Source organism: Pseudomonas sp. St29 (assembly GCF_001547915.1).
Taxonomy (GTDB): Bacteria; Pseudomonadota; Gammaproteobacteria; order Pseudomonadales; family Pseudomonadaceae; genus Aquipseudomonas.
In genome coordinates, this window is sequence record NZ_AP014628.1 from 6048647 (window position 1) to 6066074 (window position 17428).

Genomic DNA, 17428 nt, shown 5'->3' on the forward strand with positions numbered 1-17428 from the left:
CCGGGCCAGGCCGCACCGATTTTTCACCACTGCATCAGGAACTCACCATGCCGAAGTACTTTGACCCGCATATCCATATGGTCAGCCGCACCACCGACGACTATCAGAACATGGCCGCCGCCGGTATCACCGGAGTCATCGAACCGGCCTTCTGGCAAGGTCAGGCGCGCACCAGCGTCGGCAGCTTCATCGATTACTTCGACACCCTGCTGGGCTGGGAACGCTTTCGCGCCAGCATGTTCGGCATTCACCATTTCTGCACCATTGGCCTGAACCCCAAGGAGGCCAATGACCTGTCGGTGGCCAACGAGGTGCTGGAGATTCTCCCGCGCTACCTGGTCAAGGACGGCGTGGTGGCCGTCGGCGAGATCGGCTACGACGACATCACCCCCGAGGAAGACCGTTTTCTCGCCGCGCAGCTGGAACTGGCCAGGCAGTTCAACCTGCCGGTACTGGTGCACACCCCGCACCGGGACAAGATCGGCGGCACCAAGCGCACCCTGGCGGTGATCCGCGAGGTGGGCATTGCCGAGCACCTGGTGATCATCGACCACCTCAATGAACTGACCCTGCCCCTGGTGCTGGACAGCGATTGCTGGCGCGGGCATTCGATCTACCCCAACACCAAGATGTCGGAACAGCGCATGGTGGCCCTGCTCCAGCAGTACGGCACCGAGAAAATGGTGGTCAACAGCGCCGCCGACTGGGGCATCAGTGATCCGCTCAAGGTGCCCAAGACCGGCCAGGCCATGCTCGCCGCCGGGTTCAACGAGGCCCAGGTGGAACAGGTGCTGTTCCACAACCCGGTGGATTTCTTCGCCCAGAGCGGGCAGTTGGACAAACAGCTGGTGAGCACCCCGCTGCCCATCGACCAGCGCCGCCAGTGGCAGGACAACTCGGCCCTGCGCGGCCAGGAACCGGTGGTCAAATGAGCGCCCGGGCCGGTTGGAGCGCCGCGCAGGTCGGCTACTGCAGCAACGTGCACCCGGCCCGGAGCGTGGCCGATCTGCAGGCGTCGATCCAGCAGCACTTCCAGGGCGTGCGCCGCCAGCGCGGGCTGGCGGTGCAGGACAGCGGCCTGTGGATCAGCGCCCAGGCGGCCGGCGAATTGCAACAGCCCGCAGCGCGCGAGGCGTTCCTCGGCTTGCTCCACGACTGCGGGCTGCACCTGACCTCCCTCAACGGCTTTCCTTATGGCCAATTCCATCAGGGCGCGGTCAAGGCCGAGGTCTATCGGCCGACCTGGGCCGAGCCGCAGCGCCTGGAATACAGCCTGCAACTGGCGGAACTGCTGGCTGCCGCCCTGCCCCTGGACTGTCCCCAGGGGGTGATTTCCAGCGTGCCCTTCGGTTATGCCGCGCAGTGGGACGCTGCCCAGCAGCAACAGGCCGAGGCTCAGCTGTTGCAGTTGACCGCCGGGCTGGCCAGCCTGCATCGGCGCAGCGGCAAGAAGATCCTCCTGTGCCTGGAAATGGAGCCGGACTGCGTCCTGGAAAACACCGATCAGGCCATCGCCTTCTTTCAACGCTGGAAAACCTGCGACCCGCACCATCAGTACCTGGCGCTGTGTTTCGACGTCTGCCACCAGGCGGTGGTCTTCGAAGACTGCTACCAGTCGCTGCAACGCTTGCTGCAGGCGCGCATACCGGTGGGCAAGATCCAGTTGTCCAATGCGCTGATCTGCCACTTGCCCGAGGGCGACCCGCAACGCCGCCAGCAGGTGCTGCAGGCCTTGGGCAGCTTCGTCGAAGCCACCTACCTGCATCAGGTCAAGGCCCGGGACCGCGCGGGGCAACTGCTGGCCTGGGCCGACCTGCCCAAGGCGCTGCAGGCGGCGCAGCCGCAGCAGGGGCACTGCCCGGAGCTGCGGATCCACTTCCATGTGCCCCTGTTCAGCCAGCAGTTCCTGCTGCCGGAGCTCCATGGCAGCCAGCAGGCACTGATGCGCACCTTCGACTTTCTAGCCGCCCACCCACAGTTCCAGCCGGTGCTGGAGGTCGAGACCTACAGCTGGAACGTGCTGCCCGGCGCCTTGCGCCCGGACACCGAGCAGGCCCTGCTCCACGGCATCGCCGCGGAACTGCAATGGGTCGAGGAACAACTGCGCCAACGGCACTTGCTGCACGGGCAAGCGTCGCTCATGGAGACCCCCACCCATGCCCTCTGAAACCCTGCGCCAGCCCTTGCTGCTGATCAATGTGGTGGGCCTGACGCCGAGCCTGCTGGGCCCGGCCACGCCGCGCATCAACGCCCTGTTGCAACGGGCGCGGATGGCCAGACTGCAACCGGTGTTCCCGGCCGTGACCTCGACGGTGCAGGCCTCGATCCTCACCGGCTTGCCGCCCTCGGAACACGGCATCGTCGGCAACGGCTGGTACTGGCGCGATCAGGCCGAAGTGCGTTTCTGGCTGCAGCCCAACGGGCTGATTCAGGGCGAGAAGATCTGGCAGAGCCTGCAGCGGCAGATCCCCGACCTGCGCTGCAGCCAACTGTTCTGGTGGTTCAACATGCATGCCCAGGTGAACGCGGCCATCACTCCACGGCCACATTACCCGGCTGACGGGCGCAAAGTGTTCGGCCTCTATTCGTCACCGCCCGGACTGCACGAGCGCATTGAACAGCAGATCGGCGAGTTTCCCTTTCCCGGCTTCTGGGGCCCGGCGGCGGGGATTGCCTCCAGCCGCTGGATCGTCGACTGCGCCATCGCCGAGTTCCAGATCAACCGGCCGCACCTGCAGCTGATCTACCTGCCGCACCTGGACTACAGCCTGCAGCGCCTGGGCCCCGAGCATCCGTCCATCAGCGATGAAGTGCGGGCCATCGACCACGAAGTCGGGCGCCTGCTGGATTTTGCCCGGCAGCAGGGCGCGGCAGTGATGCTGGTGTCCGAATACGGCATCGAAGCGGTACAGCAGTCGATCTCCATCAACCGCGTGCTGCGTGAACAGGGCCTGTTGCAGGTGCGTCGCTCCCTGAGCTGGGAGTTGCTCGATCCCGGCGCCAGCGCCGCCTTTGCCGTGGCCGATCACCAGATCGCCCACATCTATGTGCGCGAGCCCAAGGACATCGCCCGGGTCAAGGCGCTGTTGCAGCGCCAGCCCGGCATCGAACAGGTGCTGGACAAGACCGAGCAGCGGGCCTGGCAGCTGGATCACCCGCGCAGCGGCGAGCTGGTGGCGGTGGCCGCCGCGGGCTTCTGGTTCGATTACTACTACTGGTTCGACGATCGCCTGGCCCCGGACTTCGCCCGCACCGTGGATATCCACCGCAAGCCGGGCTACGACCCGCTGGAGTTGTTCATCGACCCGGCGATCCGCTTTCCCAAGCTACGGGTAGCGCGGCGCCTGCTGCAGAAGAAGCTCGGCTTTCGCTACTACATGGACCTGATTCCACTGGACACCTCACTGATTCGCGGCAGCCACGGACGCTTGCCGAGCACCCCCGAGGTGGGCCCCCTGCTGATCACCGACTGCGATTTACCACTGCCGGAACACCTGCCGGCCACCGCGGTAAAGCACCTGCTCCTAGAGCATTTCCTAGGGCGCCCCAATGACGATACGGCTCAGGCCAAGGAGATTCCATGCGGCGAACCATCCCTATAGTCGTGCTGAGTGTGTTGAGCGGCCTAGCCCAGGCCCAGACCACCAGCCCGTTCAACTGCAACAACTTCCTCACCTTCAACGGTGATCAGAGCACAACCCTGAGCACCTTCAAGCAGAGCCCGGAAACCATGGCCTGGAACTGGTTCGTCTGCCTCAACCAGGCCGACGGCAGCAACGGCGGCCTCCGGGTCTGGGAGACCTTCAAGCCTTCCGATCAGGTCTACCGGTTGAAGGGCGCCGAGCCCCTGCCTTACTCCGAGCGCGAGAATCTACCGAGCGAGGTGCCGGAGCTGGCGCAAAAACAGGGCATGGACCCCAAGGGGCTGTTCCAGTTCCTGGGCAACGACACCGCTGGCAGCCCGCAGAACGGCGTTCAGCAGGTCGACGGCCTGGCCTTGAAAATGCGCAGCGGTGCCCCGGTCCCGCCGTCGAAGCACGAACAACTGGTGCGTTTCCACCTGATGATGGGCAAGGACACCTTCAACTACATCGTGGCCAACAAGGTCTATAACCGCGATGGCCTTGCCAAGCTGACCAGCAACCTGGATTTCCCGGCCACCGCCTGGGAGTTGAAGACCTCCTGGTTCTGGATCGGCACCGACCAGGGCTTCAAGACCCTGCTGGCCGAAGATGGCTACTACATCTCCCAGGCCTACTACGTGGACAGCACCGGCCAGTATCAGGTGGGCTACGCCGCCCTGAGCGGCATGCATGTGATCAACAAGCTGACCCCGGACTGGGTCTGGACCACCTTCGAGAATCGCAACAATCCCAAGTACACCGTCACCAATGACACCCCACCCAAGCCGATGACCAACATCACCGGCCCCACCGATGCCGCCAAACCGGTGAACATCAGCTTCCAGCAGCAGTATTCGAACCTGGCCCAGTACGAACTGATCGGCGTGCAGTACGACCAGCACCAGGCCGAACCCAAGCTGCTGGCCAACTCCCAGCTGGAATCGGCCTTCCAGGGCAGCTCTTCGTGCCTGGCTTGCCACAGCACCGCGGCCTACTCGACACAGAAGAACAATTTCTTCTCGTTCAACATCGACCACACAGGCGGAATCCTCTACCCCACCAGCGTACTGCCGGACAAAGACTTCGTCGGTTATCAAAAACTGGACTACGTCTGGTCGCTCAAACGCGCCCAGTGGAAACGCTAAGGAGAGCCACCATGAGCGTCTTGAACTTTCCCCGGATCTACCTCAACGGTTTCATGTTCTGGAACCCGCCGACCTTCAACAACAACGATGTGCTGCCGCTGTACGACGCGGTGAAGATGCAGATGAACTGGCGTTTCTTGAGCGAGTACGGGATCAACGACAAGAATGCCCCGCAGACGCTGATGCCCTGGGGCATCACCCCGCTGGCCTACCAGAATGTCCCGGACTATGTGCTGCAGGTGCCGACCAACGGCGATCCCAACAGTTACCCGATGATTCCCGCCGAGTGGGACCTGTTCGGCGACAACGCCTGCGGCACCGTGGATTATCAACAGTTTCGCTCGGTGATCATCGGCGGGGAATCCAAGGTCGACAGCTACATCGACAGCGATCCGCTGATCAACAAGTCCTACCAACTGCTGGGCAATTCCTTCGGTAACCCGAGCCCGACCGCGGCACGTTTTGTCGACATCAGCCCCTGGCAGAACACCTTCACCGCGCTGTACTTCGACAAGATCACCCTGGGCGACACCACCTGCGGAGTGACCCTGAAACAGGGCTGCCGCATGCTCAACCGCTTCCTGGATTTCAATTGGGGGGCATTCGGCGGCCTGGTCTACGTGACCTGTACCTGGCAGACCTGCTTTACCAAAGACCAGGTGGACTGGTTCCTCGGCGGTTCGCAACTGCTGCAGAACCTGAAGGATGAAATGGAGCAGAACAAGGACGCCCAGGGCCTGATGCTCAGGTTCACCACCTACCTGACCGTCTACGACAAGAACGGCCTGTTCAACGACTTCAAGATCGTCAACAGCCACTCCCAGGCGCCCTGGGACATGTCCAGGCTGCAGATGCTCTATCAAATAGGCCTGGACAACCCGACCGAAACCTTCTTCAACCCGGCCTACAGCCGCACCGCCGGCACCCTGGGCCTGTGGCTCAACAACGAGTTCCCCACCGCCCCGGCCGGCCAGCGCCTGACGCCCCTGACCCCGGTGGACTTCTACAAGAAGGTTCCGGGCGACACGGTGATCCACAAGCCGGAACAGGTGGTCAACCTGGGCGTGCTCAGCGCCCAGCTCAACGGCAGTACGCTGTCGCTGGACCTGGGCAATACCTTTCCGAGCTACCCGGCTGTCCATGACCTTCCGGCCGCCCCTGACCTGGATGGCCGCAACAACGCTATTCCGGTCGCCGCCAAGTTCCATGTCGGCGACTATGAGTTGGGGGTCCAGCAGGGCGGCAACTTCGAGCCCCTGACCGGCATCAGCTTCGACCAGTATCAGCAATCGAACTTTGACAAGCGTTCCGGCCTGCTGGACCTGCCCCTCGACGCCGGCGCCCAGGCCCTGCTGAAAAACGGCAACCTGGCGCTGCGGCTCAAGGGCACCGACACCATCGCCGCCCACCAGCAGATGTGGACCGCGGAAGTCATCGAGAGCGGCAGTTTCATCGACGTCGGTGACAGCCGGACGCTGAACATCATGGTGCAGTACAACGGCAAGCCCGCGCCGGCCGGCACCACCTTGTGGGTCGCCGAGTACAACAACGCCTTCATGCTGACCACCAGCAACTACTACCTGGCGTTCAGCAACCCGGCGGACTTCGTGCTGATCAAAGACCTTCCCGACATGCGAGCGAAGAACGAGCCGGGCATGCCCCAGTTCGTCGACAGTTCGCAGCATCCGAGCCTGTTCAGGGAGGGCAGCGGCAGGCGCCTGAGCGCCATGATCGTCAAGGCTACCGCGTGCGATGAGCCGGTAAGCACCCCTATCACCTATCAGGAGTTCCTGAAAACACCGGCCGCCGTCGACCTGAGGCCGTGCCTGAAGTTCGACAAGCCGCAGCCGATGACCGGGAAGCTGGACAATGACGCCGGCCTGGGCGCCACCGTGAACTACAGCCTGACCAGCATCAAGACCAATGCCGACGGCATCGCCCAGTTGACGGTGCAAGCCGTGGCGCCGGGCTTTCCCACCCTGCGCTTTTTCATTCAGGACGATCCGACGGGCATTCCGTTCAGCTTCTCCTACACCGACGCCTTCACCGACTTCCTCTCGCCGTTGCGGGTGCTGCCGCAAGAGCCGCAGATGCTCAAGGACTTCATCGACTGCTGGAACCGGGTGTACCAGTTCGACGACGCCAATGTGCGGATCTGGAAAGAGTTCATCTTTCCGCAAATCCTGCAGCCCTTCTATTACCTCTACCCGATCATGAACAAGTACATGCCGCTCAACTCCCTGCAGCGCATCGAGGGCGCGATCGAGCAGTTCATCACCCTGATCAGCAAGGAGTACCAGGAGGCCAGCACCCTGGCCATGCCCATCACCCGGGACCTGCCCCAGAGCCGGCGCCAGGTGCTGGAGATCTGGGCCAAGGATCTGGTGAGCACGGGCTACCCACCGACCCCGCTCGACCTCAACGCCTATCAGCAAGGTTGAGCCGCAACGCTCAGGCACTGGAACACCGGGCGACCCGAGTCGCCCGGCTTTGCAAAGGAGAGTCAGATGAACGCCAATCCACTCAAGCGCCTGCTGCTGGCCGCCACCCTGCTGTGCGCCAGCCAGGCATCCTGGGCCCAGGAATACCCCGATAACGTCTACTTCAACATGGGCGTGCACAACAACAAGGGCTGCGACGCCAAGACCAACAACTGCATCGCCAAGCGCCACCCGGGCGATCCGGCCGATCCGCTCTACCCGGCGACCTGGGTCAGCGACTGGACCATGTACCGGGTCACCGCCCACTACAAGAACAACCCGCCGCCCTACAGCAGCCCGCCCAGTACCCTCAAGCCTGCCGACTACACCGTGTCCCAGGGCACCAGCTACTACGACAACGACTATGTGCCGGCCGACGGCGACGGTTCCGGGGCGATGATGGAGCACTACGAGAAGTACTGCCTGCCGATCTTCCCGATCAAGAACAACAACTACACCTGCTCCTTCGTCTCCCTGGGCAACAAGGCCTACTTCCTCACCTACCCCGAGGATCGGCCCAAGGACATGCCGGCCTGCTGCATGTTCTCGCCGATGAACCACCCGCCACGCCGCGACTTCATCAAGCACCTGCCCTACAGCGCCGCCCGCAGCCAGCACCTGGACGGTAGCGTGCAGGCCTACGCCCTGGAGATTCCGGTCAAGCCGAGTCCGATTCTGTTCGGCTACGCCTTCTACAAGCAGGCCACCAGCGACGGCCAGGGCCAGCCGCCCTATCAGCATCCGCAGTCGTTCTACTTCTCCGGCGATGCCAGCGTCGCCAATGCACCGATCGTCAGCCAGAACTATCGCAACTGGCGCAACGAGAAGCCGGACCCGGCCAAGACCTGGGACCAGGTGGCGAAGATGTGCCCGGCCAACCCACCGGACTGCCAGCTCTTCAACCCGCCACCCTCGTTGAAAAACGGTGCCCGGCCGCAGTGGAACCAACTCTCGCCCACCCCGCAGTGACAGGAGCCGCGCCATGAACCATTGGAACCGTTGCACCGCCCTGTTGCTGCTCGGCCTCGGCAGCCTGCCGGCCCATGCCCTGCAGCCCAGCGCGCCCGGACCGCAGACCACTTGCCCACCCAGCGCCGTGGTGCCCGCGGCCGGCGCCTCGCAAGCAGCCTTCGATCAATACAGCTGGCAGATGTTCATCAACCTGAACTGGCCGGCCAAGGCCGGGCAGCGCGGGGTGGCCGATTGCAGCAAGTCCCTGGGCAGCCCGGGCAATACCGTGTGGCAGACCTACAAGAGCGTCAGCGAAACCTTTCTGCCCGGGGCCAAGAACCCGGGCCCCTGGAACTCGCAACTGCCGCGCAGGAACCTCAGCCTGATCAACATCGCCGCGCTCAAGAACACCCAGGTGGTGCAGTCGGACAACCAGGCCGTGGGCGGCTGGCTGATCGATCAGCGCGGCAACCCGACCTACTACGACATCGCCGCCAACGAGGTGTCCTACAACTACATCGTCGCCAACGACTTCTACAACGCGGCGATCGTCGATGCCGCGCAGAACATCAACTTTCCCAGCAACGCCAGCGAGATCAAGGCCAGCTGGCGCATCCTCACCAGCGCCGACGACAGCCGCCGCTACCTGACGATGAAAGCCCTGGTGACGAAGTTCGACAGCCAGGGACGGCCCAACGGCACCAAGACCGCCAACCTGGGGCTGGTGGGGCTGCACATCATCAGCAAGGTGGAGGGCTTCCCGCAGTGGATCTGGTCGACCTTCGAGCAGGTCGACAACGTGCCTCCCAAGGCCAGGATCGAGGGCAAGTGGGTGGACCAGCCGGTCTCGGGGATTTTCTACTCCTACTTCAACGCCAAGGCCCCCGCCGACCGCCTCAACCAATCCCCCTGCCTGTGGCAGCAGCAGGCCGGGAAAATGGTCTGCACGCCCAAACCCGGCACCAGCTTCAGCACCCCGGACCCGCTGAACCGGGTCACCCCGATCGCCGACGCGACCCAGCAGGTCAATACCCAGTACCAGGGCAATCCGCAGGTACAGCAGAGCGTGTTCAAGTACTACCAGTTGATCACCACCCAACGCCCCCAGTCGCCGGACAATCCGGGCAACCCGCTGGGGCAGCCAACGCCATCGCTGTCGGCCAACGTCACCATGGAGAGTTACATCCAGCCCAACAGCAGTTGCATGAACTGTCACTCCATGGCGACACCGCTCAACAGCCAGTACAAGAGCGACTTCTCCTTCCTGTTCAGATTCGCCCATGCCCCCGTCACCAGCGTCGCCAAGGATAAGGAATAGACCATGAGCATATTGAACGGACCCCGACTGAACTTCTGGGGCGGCATCTCCACCGACGTCAGCGTGCCGAACAACTCGCCAACCCTGCCCGATGGCATCGAATCGTCCCTGGACCTGTTCGACCTCACCACCTCCACCGTGGCGGAACAGGCCCGGACCTACAGCGATGACAAGCTGTTTGAATTGATCAACGCCCCGGACCCCAGGATCGATTCCGACAGCCGCTACACCGCCGGCGGCTGGAACCACTACGGCGACCACGTGGTGACCCTGCACAACGCGCTGATCAGCTCCCAGGGCACCCCGGGGCACATTGCGCTGGAAGGGGATCTGGTGGGCCAGCCGGTGTACCTGCTGGGATCGGTGACGCCAGGTACCGGACAAGGTCCGTATTCCGGCCCGATGATGGTCGACCTGGATCCCACGGCAACCACCACCACCCAGATCTTTGTCGGCGGCTTGCAGATCGGCGGCAGCGACAGTCCGCAACTGTTGATCCGCTGGAACGCGGTCTGCAGCAGTTTCGATGTCAACACCCGAGTCCTGGAGCCCGGGAAGATGGATTCCCCCGGCTCCTTTCACGGCAGCGGCACCTTTCAACTGACGTTCCCCCTGAGCAGCATCGTCAGTTACAACAAGGACAGCGCCGGGCTCAAGGCCCTGATCGAAGCGCCCAACGCCACCGGGATCGTGCTGCGTTTCGTGATGTTCGAAATGTGCCCGACCCTGACCACCGAGCAACTGAACGCGGATTACGCCGCCAACCAGTTCAGCCCCAACCCGAGCATCGGCCGGGTCATCGGCACCCTGGCCACGGCCTACGCCGATGAACCGCAGATCTGCCCGCCGGGCCGCCAGATCATCAACGCCGACGAGGACCTGAACATCACCAGCGTCGCCTACGCCGAGGTGGCCAACGGGCTATTGAGCATCGACATGGTCAACCTGATCCCCAAGCAGAGGTTCAGGGCCGTGCGTGACGATATCACCAGCCCCATCGGCCCCAACGCCGACTACGGGACCGTCACCATCGCCGCAGGCACGAGCGCCCTGGCGAGCTTCGAGCCCAGCGCCCCGATCCTGCAGGACTACTACCGCTACGGCGGCATCATCGACGTGCCCCTGGACACCGCCCAGACCCAACTGGTGCAGAGCACGCCCCTGTGCATCAGCGCTCCCGGGAGTGCCCGCAATCCAGCCCTATCGGCCCCGGAGTGCCCGTACCGGGTCTACAGCGATCAGCGCAACACCTACCTCGACCCGGACAGCCCCGGCGTGCAGGTCACCTTGCAAGTCCGTTACCTGGGAGCCCCGGTGCAGCAGGATACGCTGATCCGCATTCAGGCCTCGGCGACCTCGGTCTATCAGGCCCTGCGCTACTGGGACTTCCTGGAGCTGCCGAGCGCGATCACCGTGACCGCCGGCCAGCCTTCGGCGAGCTTCAGCGTCGTCCCCGTTGCCGGGTCCAGGACTCAGGCCGGCTTCACCACCCTGACCTACAGCATCGGCGGCAATCCCCTGACCCAAAGCTTCAGCAACTTTCGCAAATATGCCTGGAGCGACTTCGGCATTCCCGCCGGCAGCATCGTCACCTGGGAACAGGCGTATCAAAACGTGCTGCGCTTCCATTACCTGGCCTTCCCCGCCATGTCGCGCTACATCCAGCTCAACCAGCCCGACGCGGTCATGGGCTACAAGCAGGCGATCCTGGCCCGGATATCGCCCGAGTATCAGAACACCACCTTGTACATGTCGGTGGTGCGCTCGATGTCGCCGAGCCAGCGCGCCCTGCTGACGGCCTATCTCAATGGCACCCCCTGGCAGCCTTGAACAAGGAGACGATCATGCCCGTTGCTTTACTCATTCCCGCCCAGCCGCAACGGCTGTCGTGCCCAAGCAGCATCATCGCCGAGGGGCTGTTGAACCCTCGCGGTATCTGCGTGGAAGACGATGGCAGCCTGCTGCTGGTGGAGGCCGGCTCAGGCCTGCCGGACCAGGCATTCAGTGGTCGCATCAGTCGCCTGCGACCCGATCCCCATGCCCCCGGCGCCTACTTGCCGCCCGAGGTCCTGGCCGAGGGCTTTCGCTCGATGAACATGCAGGCGCGGATGCTGCGCGACGAGATCATGGGGTTGTCGGACATCGCCTTCGGTGCCGGCCGCTACCTGGCCAGCCAGACCGATTACGTGGCCGGCTCCAAACTGCTGGACCTGCAATACCGCCTGCCCGAGCCGGTGTTTCACAGCCGCGGCAACCTCAATTCGTTGTGCTATCACCCCTCGCGTCACAGCTGGCTGGCGGTCAAGCCCGATACCAACCAGCTGGTGGAGTTCACCGAGGACGGCGAACAGGTGCTGGCCCAGTTGCCCGACCTGGATCAGGGCCAGGAAGCGGTCCCCGTGACCCTGGTCCACGAAGCGCAGACCGATGCGGTGCTGATCAGCCTGTTCTCCGGAGAATTGCATCGCGATCCGGCGCGCAAGGGCATCGACTTCGCCGACAAGGCCGGCCAGGTGATTCGGGTCTGGCCCGCCAGCGGCAGGATCGAGGTGCTGATTCGCGGGCTGCAACTGCCCACCGGACTGGCGCTGGACCCGCAGGGACGGATTCTGGTGCTGGAACTGTGCGACCGGCTGTTGCAACCCCTGCAGCCCGACTGGTCCGGCGAGACCTTGCACGGCGGCTTTGCCCGATTCAGCGGACGCCTGCTGCGCTGCGACCTGCAGCAACGCTCGGTGCAGGTACTGGCCCAGGGCCTGGATACGCCGTCCAACCTGTGCTGCGTGGCGAATGCCGTGCTGGTGAGCGAAGGCATGGGCCTGAGCGGACGCCCGATTCCCACGGCGGATCAGCAGGTGGTGGCCCTGAGCGGGCGCTTGCGCCGGGTGCAGCTATGAGCCTGCGCCTGATCAGCCAGGCATAAAAAAGGGGCCCTGCAGGGCCCCTTTTTCATCGGTGCTGAACGCTGAAAAGCGGTGGTTCAGAACGGAATATCGTCATCGAAGCTGTCGAAGTCCGGTGCCGGCTGCGGAGCGGCCTGCTGTGGTGCCGGACGCGACTCACGCTGCGGTTGCGGCGCAGGACGGGACTGCTGAGGACGCGGTGCCGAGTTGGACATGCCGCCCTGGCCCTGCTGGTCGCCCTGTGGACGGCCGCCCAGCAGCTGCATGGTGCCCTGCATGTCGACGATGATCTCGGTGGTGTAGCGCTTGATACCGTCTTTTTCCCACTCGCGGGTCTGCAGCTTGCCTTCGATGTAGACCTGCGAACCTTTGCGCAGGTACTCGCCGGCGATCTCGGCCACCTTGCCGAACATCGACACACGGTGCCATTCGGTGCGCTCGACCTTCTGACCGGTCTGCTTGTCGGTCCACTGCTCGCTGGTGGCCAGACTCAGGTTGGTCACGGCGTTACCGTTGGGCAGGTAGCGAACTTCGGGATCCTGGCCGCAAGTGCCGACCAATATGACTTTGTTAACCCCACGGGCCATAACGTTCTCCTAGGCTTCGCGCGCCGACGGCGCTGGATTGACCAGCTGCTCGAGGGTCGTGCGATCCAATAATTCGGTGTCCAATTTGATGTAAATGGCGGCTTCTTCGGCCACCACTACGGCATCTGTTACCCCAACAACGGCCTTCAGGCGCTCGACCAGGCCGGCTTCGCGGATCGCTTCGGGCGATAACGGCAAGCGCAGGCTCGTCACATACGGGGGCTCGCACATGGTAACAGCAAAGGCCAGCCAGAGTGCAGCCAGACCTGCCCCTCCAAGGAACACAACCGACAAACCGCCATGCTGGAACAACCAGCCGCCGAGGATGCCACCCAGTGCCGAACCGAGGAACTGGCTGGTGGAATACACCCCCATCGCCGTGCCCTTGCCGCCTGCCGGCGACACCTTGCTGATCAGCGACGGCAAGGACGCTTCCAGCAGGTTGAACGCGGTGAAGAACACCACGGTGCCGATCACCAGCGCCCGCAAACTGTCGCCGAACTCCCAGAAGAATAGCTCGGTGAGCAGCAGCGTACTGACCGCGCCCAAGAGAACTCGTTTCATTTTGCGTTTCTTCTCGCCGTAGATGATGAACGGGATCATGGCGAAGAAGGAGATCAGCAGTGCGGTGAGGTACACCCACCAATGCTGGTCTTTGGGCAAGCCGGCTTTTTCCACCAGCGCCAGGGGCAAGGCAACGAAGCTCGACATGAGCATCGCGTGCAACACGAAGATACCCAGGTCCAGGCGCAGCAGGTCCGGATGCTTGAGGGTGGGAATCAGCGCCTGACGCGCCACTCCGGACTCGCGGTGCTGCAGGGGCCCGGTGGCGCGCGGCACCATGAAGGCAATGATCAGGATCCCCACCAGGGCCATGCCACCGGTGGCCAGGAACAGCCCGGACAAGCCGAAGCTGCGGGTCAGCAGCGGGCCGACCACCATGGCGACGGCAAAGGAGACGCCGATGGTCATGCCGATCATGGCCATGGCCTTGGTCCGATGCTGCTCCCGGGTCAGGTCCGAGAGCAACGCCATCACCGCTGCGGAAATCGCCCCGGCGCCCTGCAGGATCCGGCCGGCGATCACGCCCCAGATCGAGTCGGCATTAGCCGCCAGCACGCTGCCCAGGGCGAACACGATCAGCCCCAGGTAGATCACCGGACGGCGCCCGATGCGATCGGAAATGATCCCGAAGGGAATCTGGAAAATCGCCTGGGTCAGGCCATAGGCACCAATGGCCAGGCCGATCAGGGCCGGGGTCGCTCCTGCGAGATCCATTCCATAGGTTGCCAGGACCGGCAGTACCATAAACATGCCAAGCATACGGAAGGCGAACACCAGGGCCAGGCCGCTTGCTGCGCGGGTCTCGCTGCCGCTCATGCGTTCGCTGTGGGGATCGTGCATGGAAAAACCTCGTGTGAACCGGCGGCGATTCTACCAGTCGGATCGGTAGAGGGGGTATATGGCGACGCTTTGCCGCGCAGCCCTGAGCGGCAACCGAAAAAGCCACGCACGATAGTGTGCATCCATCCAGTATTTGGTTTTATACTCCTGCCTTTACGCCCGCCGATCGAGGCCACTTTTGGACAAGATTCTGATTCGTGGGGCCCGCACCCACAACCTGAAGAACATCGACCTGACCCTGCCGCGGGACAAGTTGATCGTCATCACCGGGCTGTCTGGGTCCGGCAAGTCGTCCCTGGCTTTCGACACTTTGTATGCCGAAGGCCAGCGCCGCTATGTCGAGTCGCTGTCGGCCTATGCCCGACAGTTCCTGTCGATGATGGAAAAGCCCGATGTGGACAGCATCGAAGGTCTGTCGCCGGCGATTTCCATCGAGCAGAAATCCACCTCCCACAACCCGCGCTCCACTGTCGGCACCATCACCGAAATCTACGACTACCTGCGCCTGCTCTATGCCCGCGTCGGTACTCCGCGCTGCCCCGATCACGACATCCCGCTGGAAGCCCAGACCGTCAGCCAGATGGTCGATCTGGTGCTGGCCCAGCCCGAAGGCAGCAAGCTGATGCTGTTGGCCCCGGTGATTCGCGAGCGCAAGGGTGAACACCTGTCGGTCTTCGAAGAGCTGCGGGCCCAGGGTTTTGTCCGAGCGCGGGTCAACGGCAAGCTGTTCGAGCTGGACGAATTGCCGAAGCTGGATAAACAGAAGAAGCATTCCATCGATGTGGTGGTCGACCGCTTCAAGGTGCGTGGCGATCTGCAGCAACGCCTGGCGGAATCCTTTGAGACCGCACTGAAGCTGGCGGACGGCATTGCCCTGGTGGCGCCGATGGACGACGAGCCGGGGGAAGAAATGATCTTCTCCGCACGCTTTGCCTGTCCGATCTGCGGCCATGCCATCAGCGAGCTGGAACCCAAGCTGTTCTCCTTCAACAACCCGGCCGGCGCCTGCCCGACCTGCGATGGCCTGGGGGTCAAGCAGTTCTTCGACATCAAGCGTCTGGTCAATGGCGAACTGACCCTGGCCGAAGGCGCGATTCGCGGCTGGGACCGGCGCAACGTCTATTACTTCCAGATGCTCGGCTCGCTGGCTGCGCATTACGGGTTCAGCCTGGAGGTGCCGTTCAACCAGCTGCCGGCGGACCAGCAGAAAGTCATCCTGCAGGGCAGCGGTACGCAGAATGTCGACTTCAAGTACCTCAACGACCGCGGCGATATCGTCAAGCGCTCCCACCCGTTCGAAGGGATAGTGCCGAATCTGGAGCGTCGCTACCGGGAAACCGAGTCGGCCACGGTGCGTGAGGAACTGGCCAAGTTCCTCAGCACCCAGCCCTGCCCGGACTGCCGCGGTACGCGCCTGCGCCGCGAGGCCCGTCATGTCTGGGTCGGCGAGAAAACCCTGCCGGCGGTCACCAGCCTGCCCATCGGCGATGCCACCGACTACTTCGGTACCTTGAAGCTCACCGGGCGACGCGGCGAAATCGCCGACAAGATCCTCAAGGAGATCCGCGAGCGCCTGCAATTCCTGGTGAACGTGGGGCTCGACTATCTGACCCTGGATCGCAGCGCCGATACCTTATCCGGCGGCGAGGCCCAGCGTATCCGCCTGGCCAGCCAGATCGGTGCCGGCCTGGTGGGGGTGATGTACATCCTCGACGAGCCATCCATTGGGTTGCACCAGCGGGACAATGACCGACTGCTGGGCACCCTGAAGCACCTGCGGGATATCGGCAACACGGTCATCGTGGTCGAGCACGATGAAGACGCAATCCGCCTGGCCGACTACGTGGTGGACATCGGCCCGGGCGCCGGTGTGCATGGCGGCCGAATCGTTGCCGAAGGTACTGCGGCAGAAGTCATGGCGCACCCGGACTCCCTGACCGGCAAGTACCTGTCCGGCCGGGTGAAGATCGTGGTGCCGGCCAAGCGCACGCCGCGCAACAAGAAGCTTTCCCTGACCCTCAAGGGCGCGCGCGGCAACAACCTGCGCAATGTCGACCTGGAAATTCCGATTGGTCTGCTGACCTGCGTTACCGGGGTATCCGGCTCGGGCAAATCGACGCTGATCAACAACACCCTGTTCCCCCTGAGCGCCACGGCGCTCAACGGTGCCACCACTCTGGAAGCGGCACCGCACGACAGCATCAACGGCCTGCAGCACCTGGATAAGGTGGTGGACATCGATCAAAGCCCGATCGGTCGTACTCCGCGCTCCAACCCGGCGACTTACACCGGGCTGTTCACCCCGATTCGCGAGTTGTTTTCCGGCGTTCCGGAGTCCCGTTCCCGGGGCTATGGCCCTGGCCGCTTCTCCTTCAACGTCAAGGGTGGCCGCTGCGAGGCCTGTCAAGGTGATGGTCTGATCAAGGTGGAGATGCACTTCCTGCCGGACATCTACGTGCCCTGCGACGTGTGCAAGAGCAAGCGTTACAACCGCGAGACGCTGGAGATCAAGTACAAGGGCAAGAACATCCACGAAGTGCTGGAAATGACCATCGAGGAAGCGCGTGAATTCTTCGACCCGGTTCCGGCCCTGGCGCGCAAACTGCAAACACTGATGGATGTGGGCCTGTCCTACATCAAGCTTGGCCAGTCGGCGACCACCTTGTCCGGCGGCGAAGCCCAGCGGGTCAAGCTGTCCCGTGAGCTGTCCAAGCGCGACACCGGCAAGACCCTGTATATCCTCGACGAGCCGACCACTGGCCTGCACTTCGCGGATATCCAGCAACTGCTGGACGTGTTGCACCGCCTGCGCGATCACGGCAACACCGTGGTGGTGATCGAACACAACCTGGATGTGATCAAGACCGCCGACTGGCTGGTGGACCTGGGGCCGGAAGGCGGCTCCAAAGGCGGCCAGATCATCGCCGTCGGTACCCCGGAGCAGGTTGCGGAAATGCCCCAATCCCACACCGGGCATTACCTCAAGCCGTTGCTGACTCGCGACCGCGCCTGAGGCC

Annotated in this window: 12 protein-coding genes; 10 read left to right on the top strand and 2 right to left on the bottom strand. The window is 63.4% G+C overall.

What is annotated here, in order from left to right:
* Window positions 1–47: 47 nt before the first annotated feature.
* The 9 genes from PST29_RS26960 to PST29_RS27000 all read left to right on the top strand — a co-directional run bounded on the left by PST29_RS26960 (window position 48) and on the right by PST29_RS27000 (window position 12414).
* Complete coding sequence (locus PST29_RS26960; protein WP_060841324.1) at window positions 48–932, top strand: TatD family hydrolase; 885 nt, start codon at window positions 48–50, stop codon at window positions 930–932.
* Window positions 929–2167 carry a metabolite traffic protein EboE gene (eboE, locus tag PST29_RS26965; RefSeq protein ID WP_060844764.1) on the top strand — a complete coding sequence of 413 codons (1239 nt, stop codon included), beginning with the start codon at window positions 929–931 and terminating at the stop codon, window positions 2165–2167. Before PST29_RS26960 ends, eboE begins: the two co-directional genes overlap by 4 nt.
* Window positions 2157–3602, top strand: coding sequence for an alkaline phosphatase family protein (locus PST29_RS26970; RefSeq protein ID WP_060844765.1), 1446 nt, complete (start codon window positions 2157–2159; stop codon window positions 3600–3602). Before eboE ends, PST29_RS26970 begins: the two co-directional genes overlap by 11 nt.
* Entirely contained in the window at window positions 3581–4768 is a 1188-nt protein-coding gene (locus PST29_RS26975; protein ID WP_060841327.1) for a hypothetical protein, read from the top strand. Before PST29_RS26970 ends, PST29_RS26975 begins: the two co-directional genes overlap by 22 nt.
* Window positions 4769–4779: 11 nt before the next feature.
* Window positions 4780–7209 carry a hypothetical protein gene (locus PST29_RS26980; RefSeq protein ID WP_060844766.1) on the top strand — a complete coding sequence of 810 codons (2430 nt, stop codon included), beginning with the start codon at window positions 4780–4782 and terminating at the stop codon, window positions 7207–7209.
* Window positions 7210–7275: 66 nt separating this feature from the next.
* The gene (locus tag PST29_RS26985; protein ID WP_060841329.1) at window positions 7276–8217 is read left to right on the top strand and encodes a hypothetical protein; all 942 of its coding nucleotides are present in this window, start codon (window positions 7276–7278) and stop codon (window positions 8215–8217) included.
* Between the two features lie 13 nt (window positions 8218–8230).
* The gene (locus tag PST29_RS26990) at window positions 8231–9517 is read left to right on the top strand and encodes a hypothetical protein (RefSeq protein WP_060844767.1); all 1287 of its coding nucleotides are present in this window, start codon (window positions 8231–8233) and stop codon (window positions 9515–9517) included.
* A 3-nt stretch (window positions 9518–9520) separates the two neighbouring features.
* Entirely contained in the window at window positions 9521–11347 is a 1827-nt protein-coding gene (locus PST29_RS26995) for a hypothetical protein (RefSeq protein WP_060844768.1), read from the top strand.
* A gap of 14 nt (window positions 11348–11361) precedes the next feature.
* Window positions 11362–12414, top strand: coding sequence for a hypothetical protein (locus PST29_RS27000; protein WP_060844769.1), 1053 nt, complete (start codon window positions 11362–11364; stop codon window positions 12412–12414).
* 83 nt (window positions 12415–12497) lie between these two features.
* Here PST29_RS27000 and PST29_RS27005 read toward each other — a convergent pair whose 3' ends face one another.
* Both PST29_RS27005 and PST29_RS27010 read right to left on the bottom strand, forming a co-directional pair.
* Window positions 12498–13007 (bottom strand): single-stranded DNA-binding protein, encoded by a 510-nt coding sequence (locus PST29_RS27005; RefSeq protein WP_011063767.1) that lies wholly within the window; start codon window positions 13005–13007, stop codon window positions 12498–12500.
* A 9-nt stretch (window positions 13008–13016) separates the two neighbouring features.
* Window positions 13017–14411, bottom strand: a complete 1395-nt coding sequence (locus PST29_RS27010) for an MFS transporter (protein ID WP_060844770.1) — start codon at window positions 14409–14411, stop codon at window positions 13017–13019.
* A 178-nt stretch (window positions 14412–14589) separates the two neighbouring features.
* Here PST29_RS27010 and uvrA point away from each other — a divergent pair, with 178 nt between their 5' ends.
* Window positions 14590–17424: an excinuclease ABC subunit UvrA gene (gene uvrA / locus PST29_RS27015; RefSeq protein WP_060844771.1), complete on the top strand. Its 2835-nt coding sequence runs from the start codon at window positions 14590–14592 to the stop codon at window positions 17422–17424.
* Window positions 17425–17428 lie beyond the last annotated feature (4 nt).

What these genes read in the sequence shown, in the direction of transcription:
- PST29_RS26980 (WP_060844766.1), top strand. Translation starts at nt 4,780, where the DNA reads ATGAGCGTCTTGAACTTTCCCCGGATCTACCTCAACGGTTTCATGTTC.
- PST29_RS26995 (WP_060844768.1), top strand. Translation starts at nt 9,521, where the DNA reads ATGAGCATATTGAACGGACCCCGACTGAACTTCTGGGGCGGCATCTCC.
- PST29_RS26975 (WP_060841327.1), top strand. Translation starts at nt 3,581, where the DNA reads ATGCGGCGAACCATCCCTATAGTCGTGCTGAGTGTGTTGAGCGGCCTA.
- eboE (WP_060844764.1), top strand. Translation starts at nt 929, where the DNA reads ATGAGCGCCCGGGCCGGTTGGAGCGCCGCGCAGGTCGGCTACTGCAGC.
- PST29_RS26990 (WP_060844767.1), top strand. Translation starts at nt 8,231, where the DNA reads ATGAACCATTGGAACCGTTGCACCGCCCTGTTGCTGCTCGGCCTCGGC.
- PST29_RS27010 (WP_060844770.1), bottom strand. Translation starts at nt 14,411, where the DNA reads ATGCACGATCCCCACAGCGAACGCATGAGCGGCAGCGAGACCCGCGCA.
- PST29_RS27005 (WP_011063767.1), bottom strand. Translation starts at nt 13,007, where the DNA reads ATGGCCCGTGGGGTTAACAAAGTCATATTGGTCGGCACTTGCGGCCAG.
- PST29_RS27000 (WP_060844769.1), top strand. Translation starts at nt 11,362, where the DNA reads ATGCCCGTTGCTTTACTCATTCCCGCCCAGCCGCAACGGCTGTCGTGC.
- PST29_RS26970 (WP_060844765.1), top strand. Translation starts at nt 2,157, where the DNA reads ATGCCCTCTGAAACCCTGCGCCAGCCCTTGCTGCTGATCAATGTGGTG.
- PST29_RS26960 (WP_060841324.1), top strand. Translation starts at nt 48, where the DNA reads ATGCCGAAGTACTTTGACCCGCATATCCATATGGTCAGCCGCACCACC.
- PST29_RS26985 (WP_060841329.1), top strand. Translation starts at nt 7,276, where the DNA reads ATGAACGCCAATCCACTCAAGCGCCTGCTGCTGGCCGCCACCCTGCTG.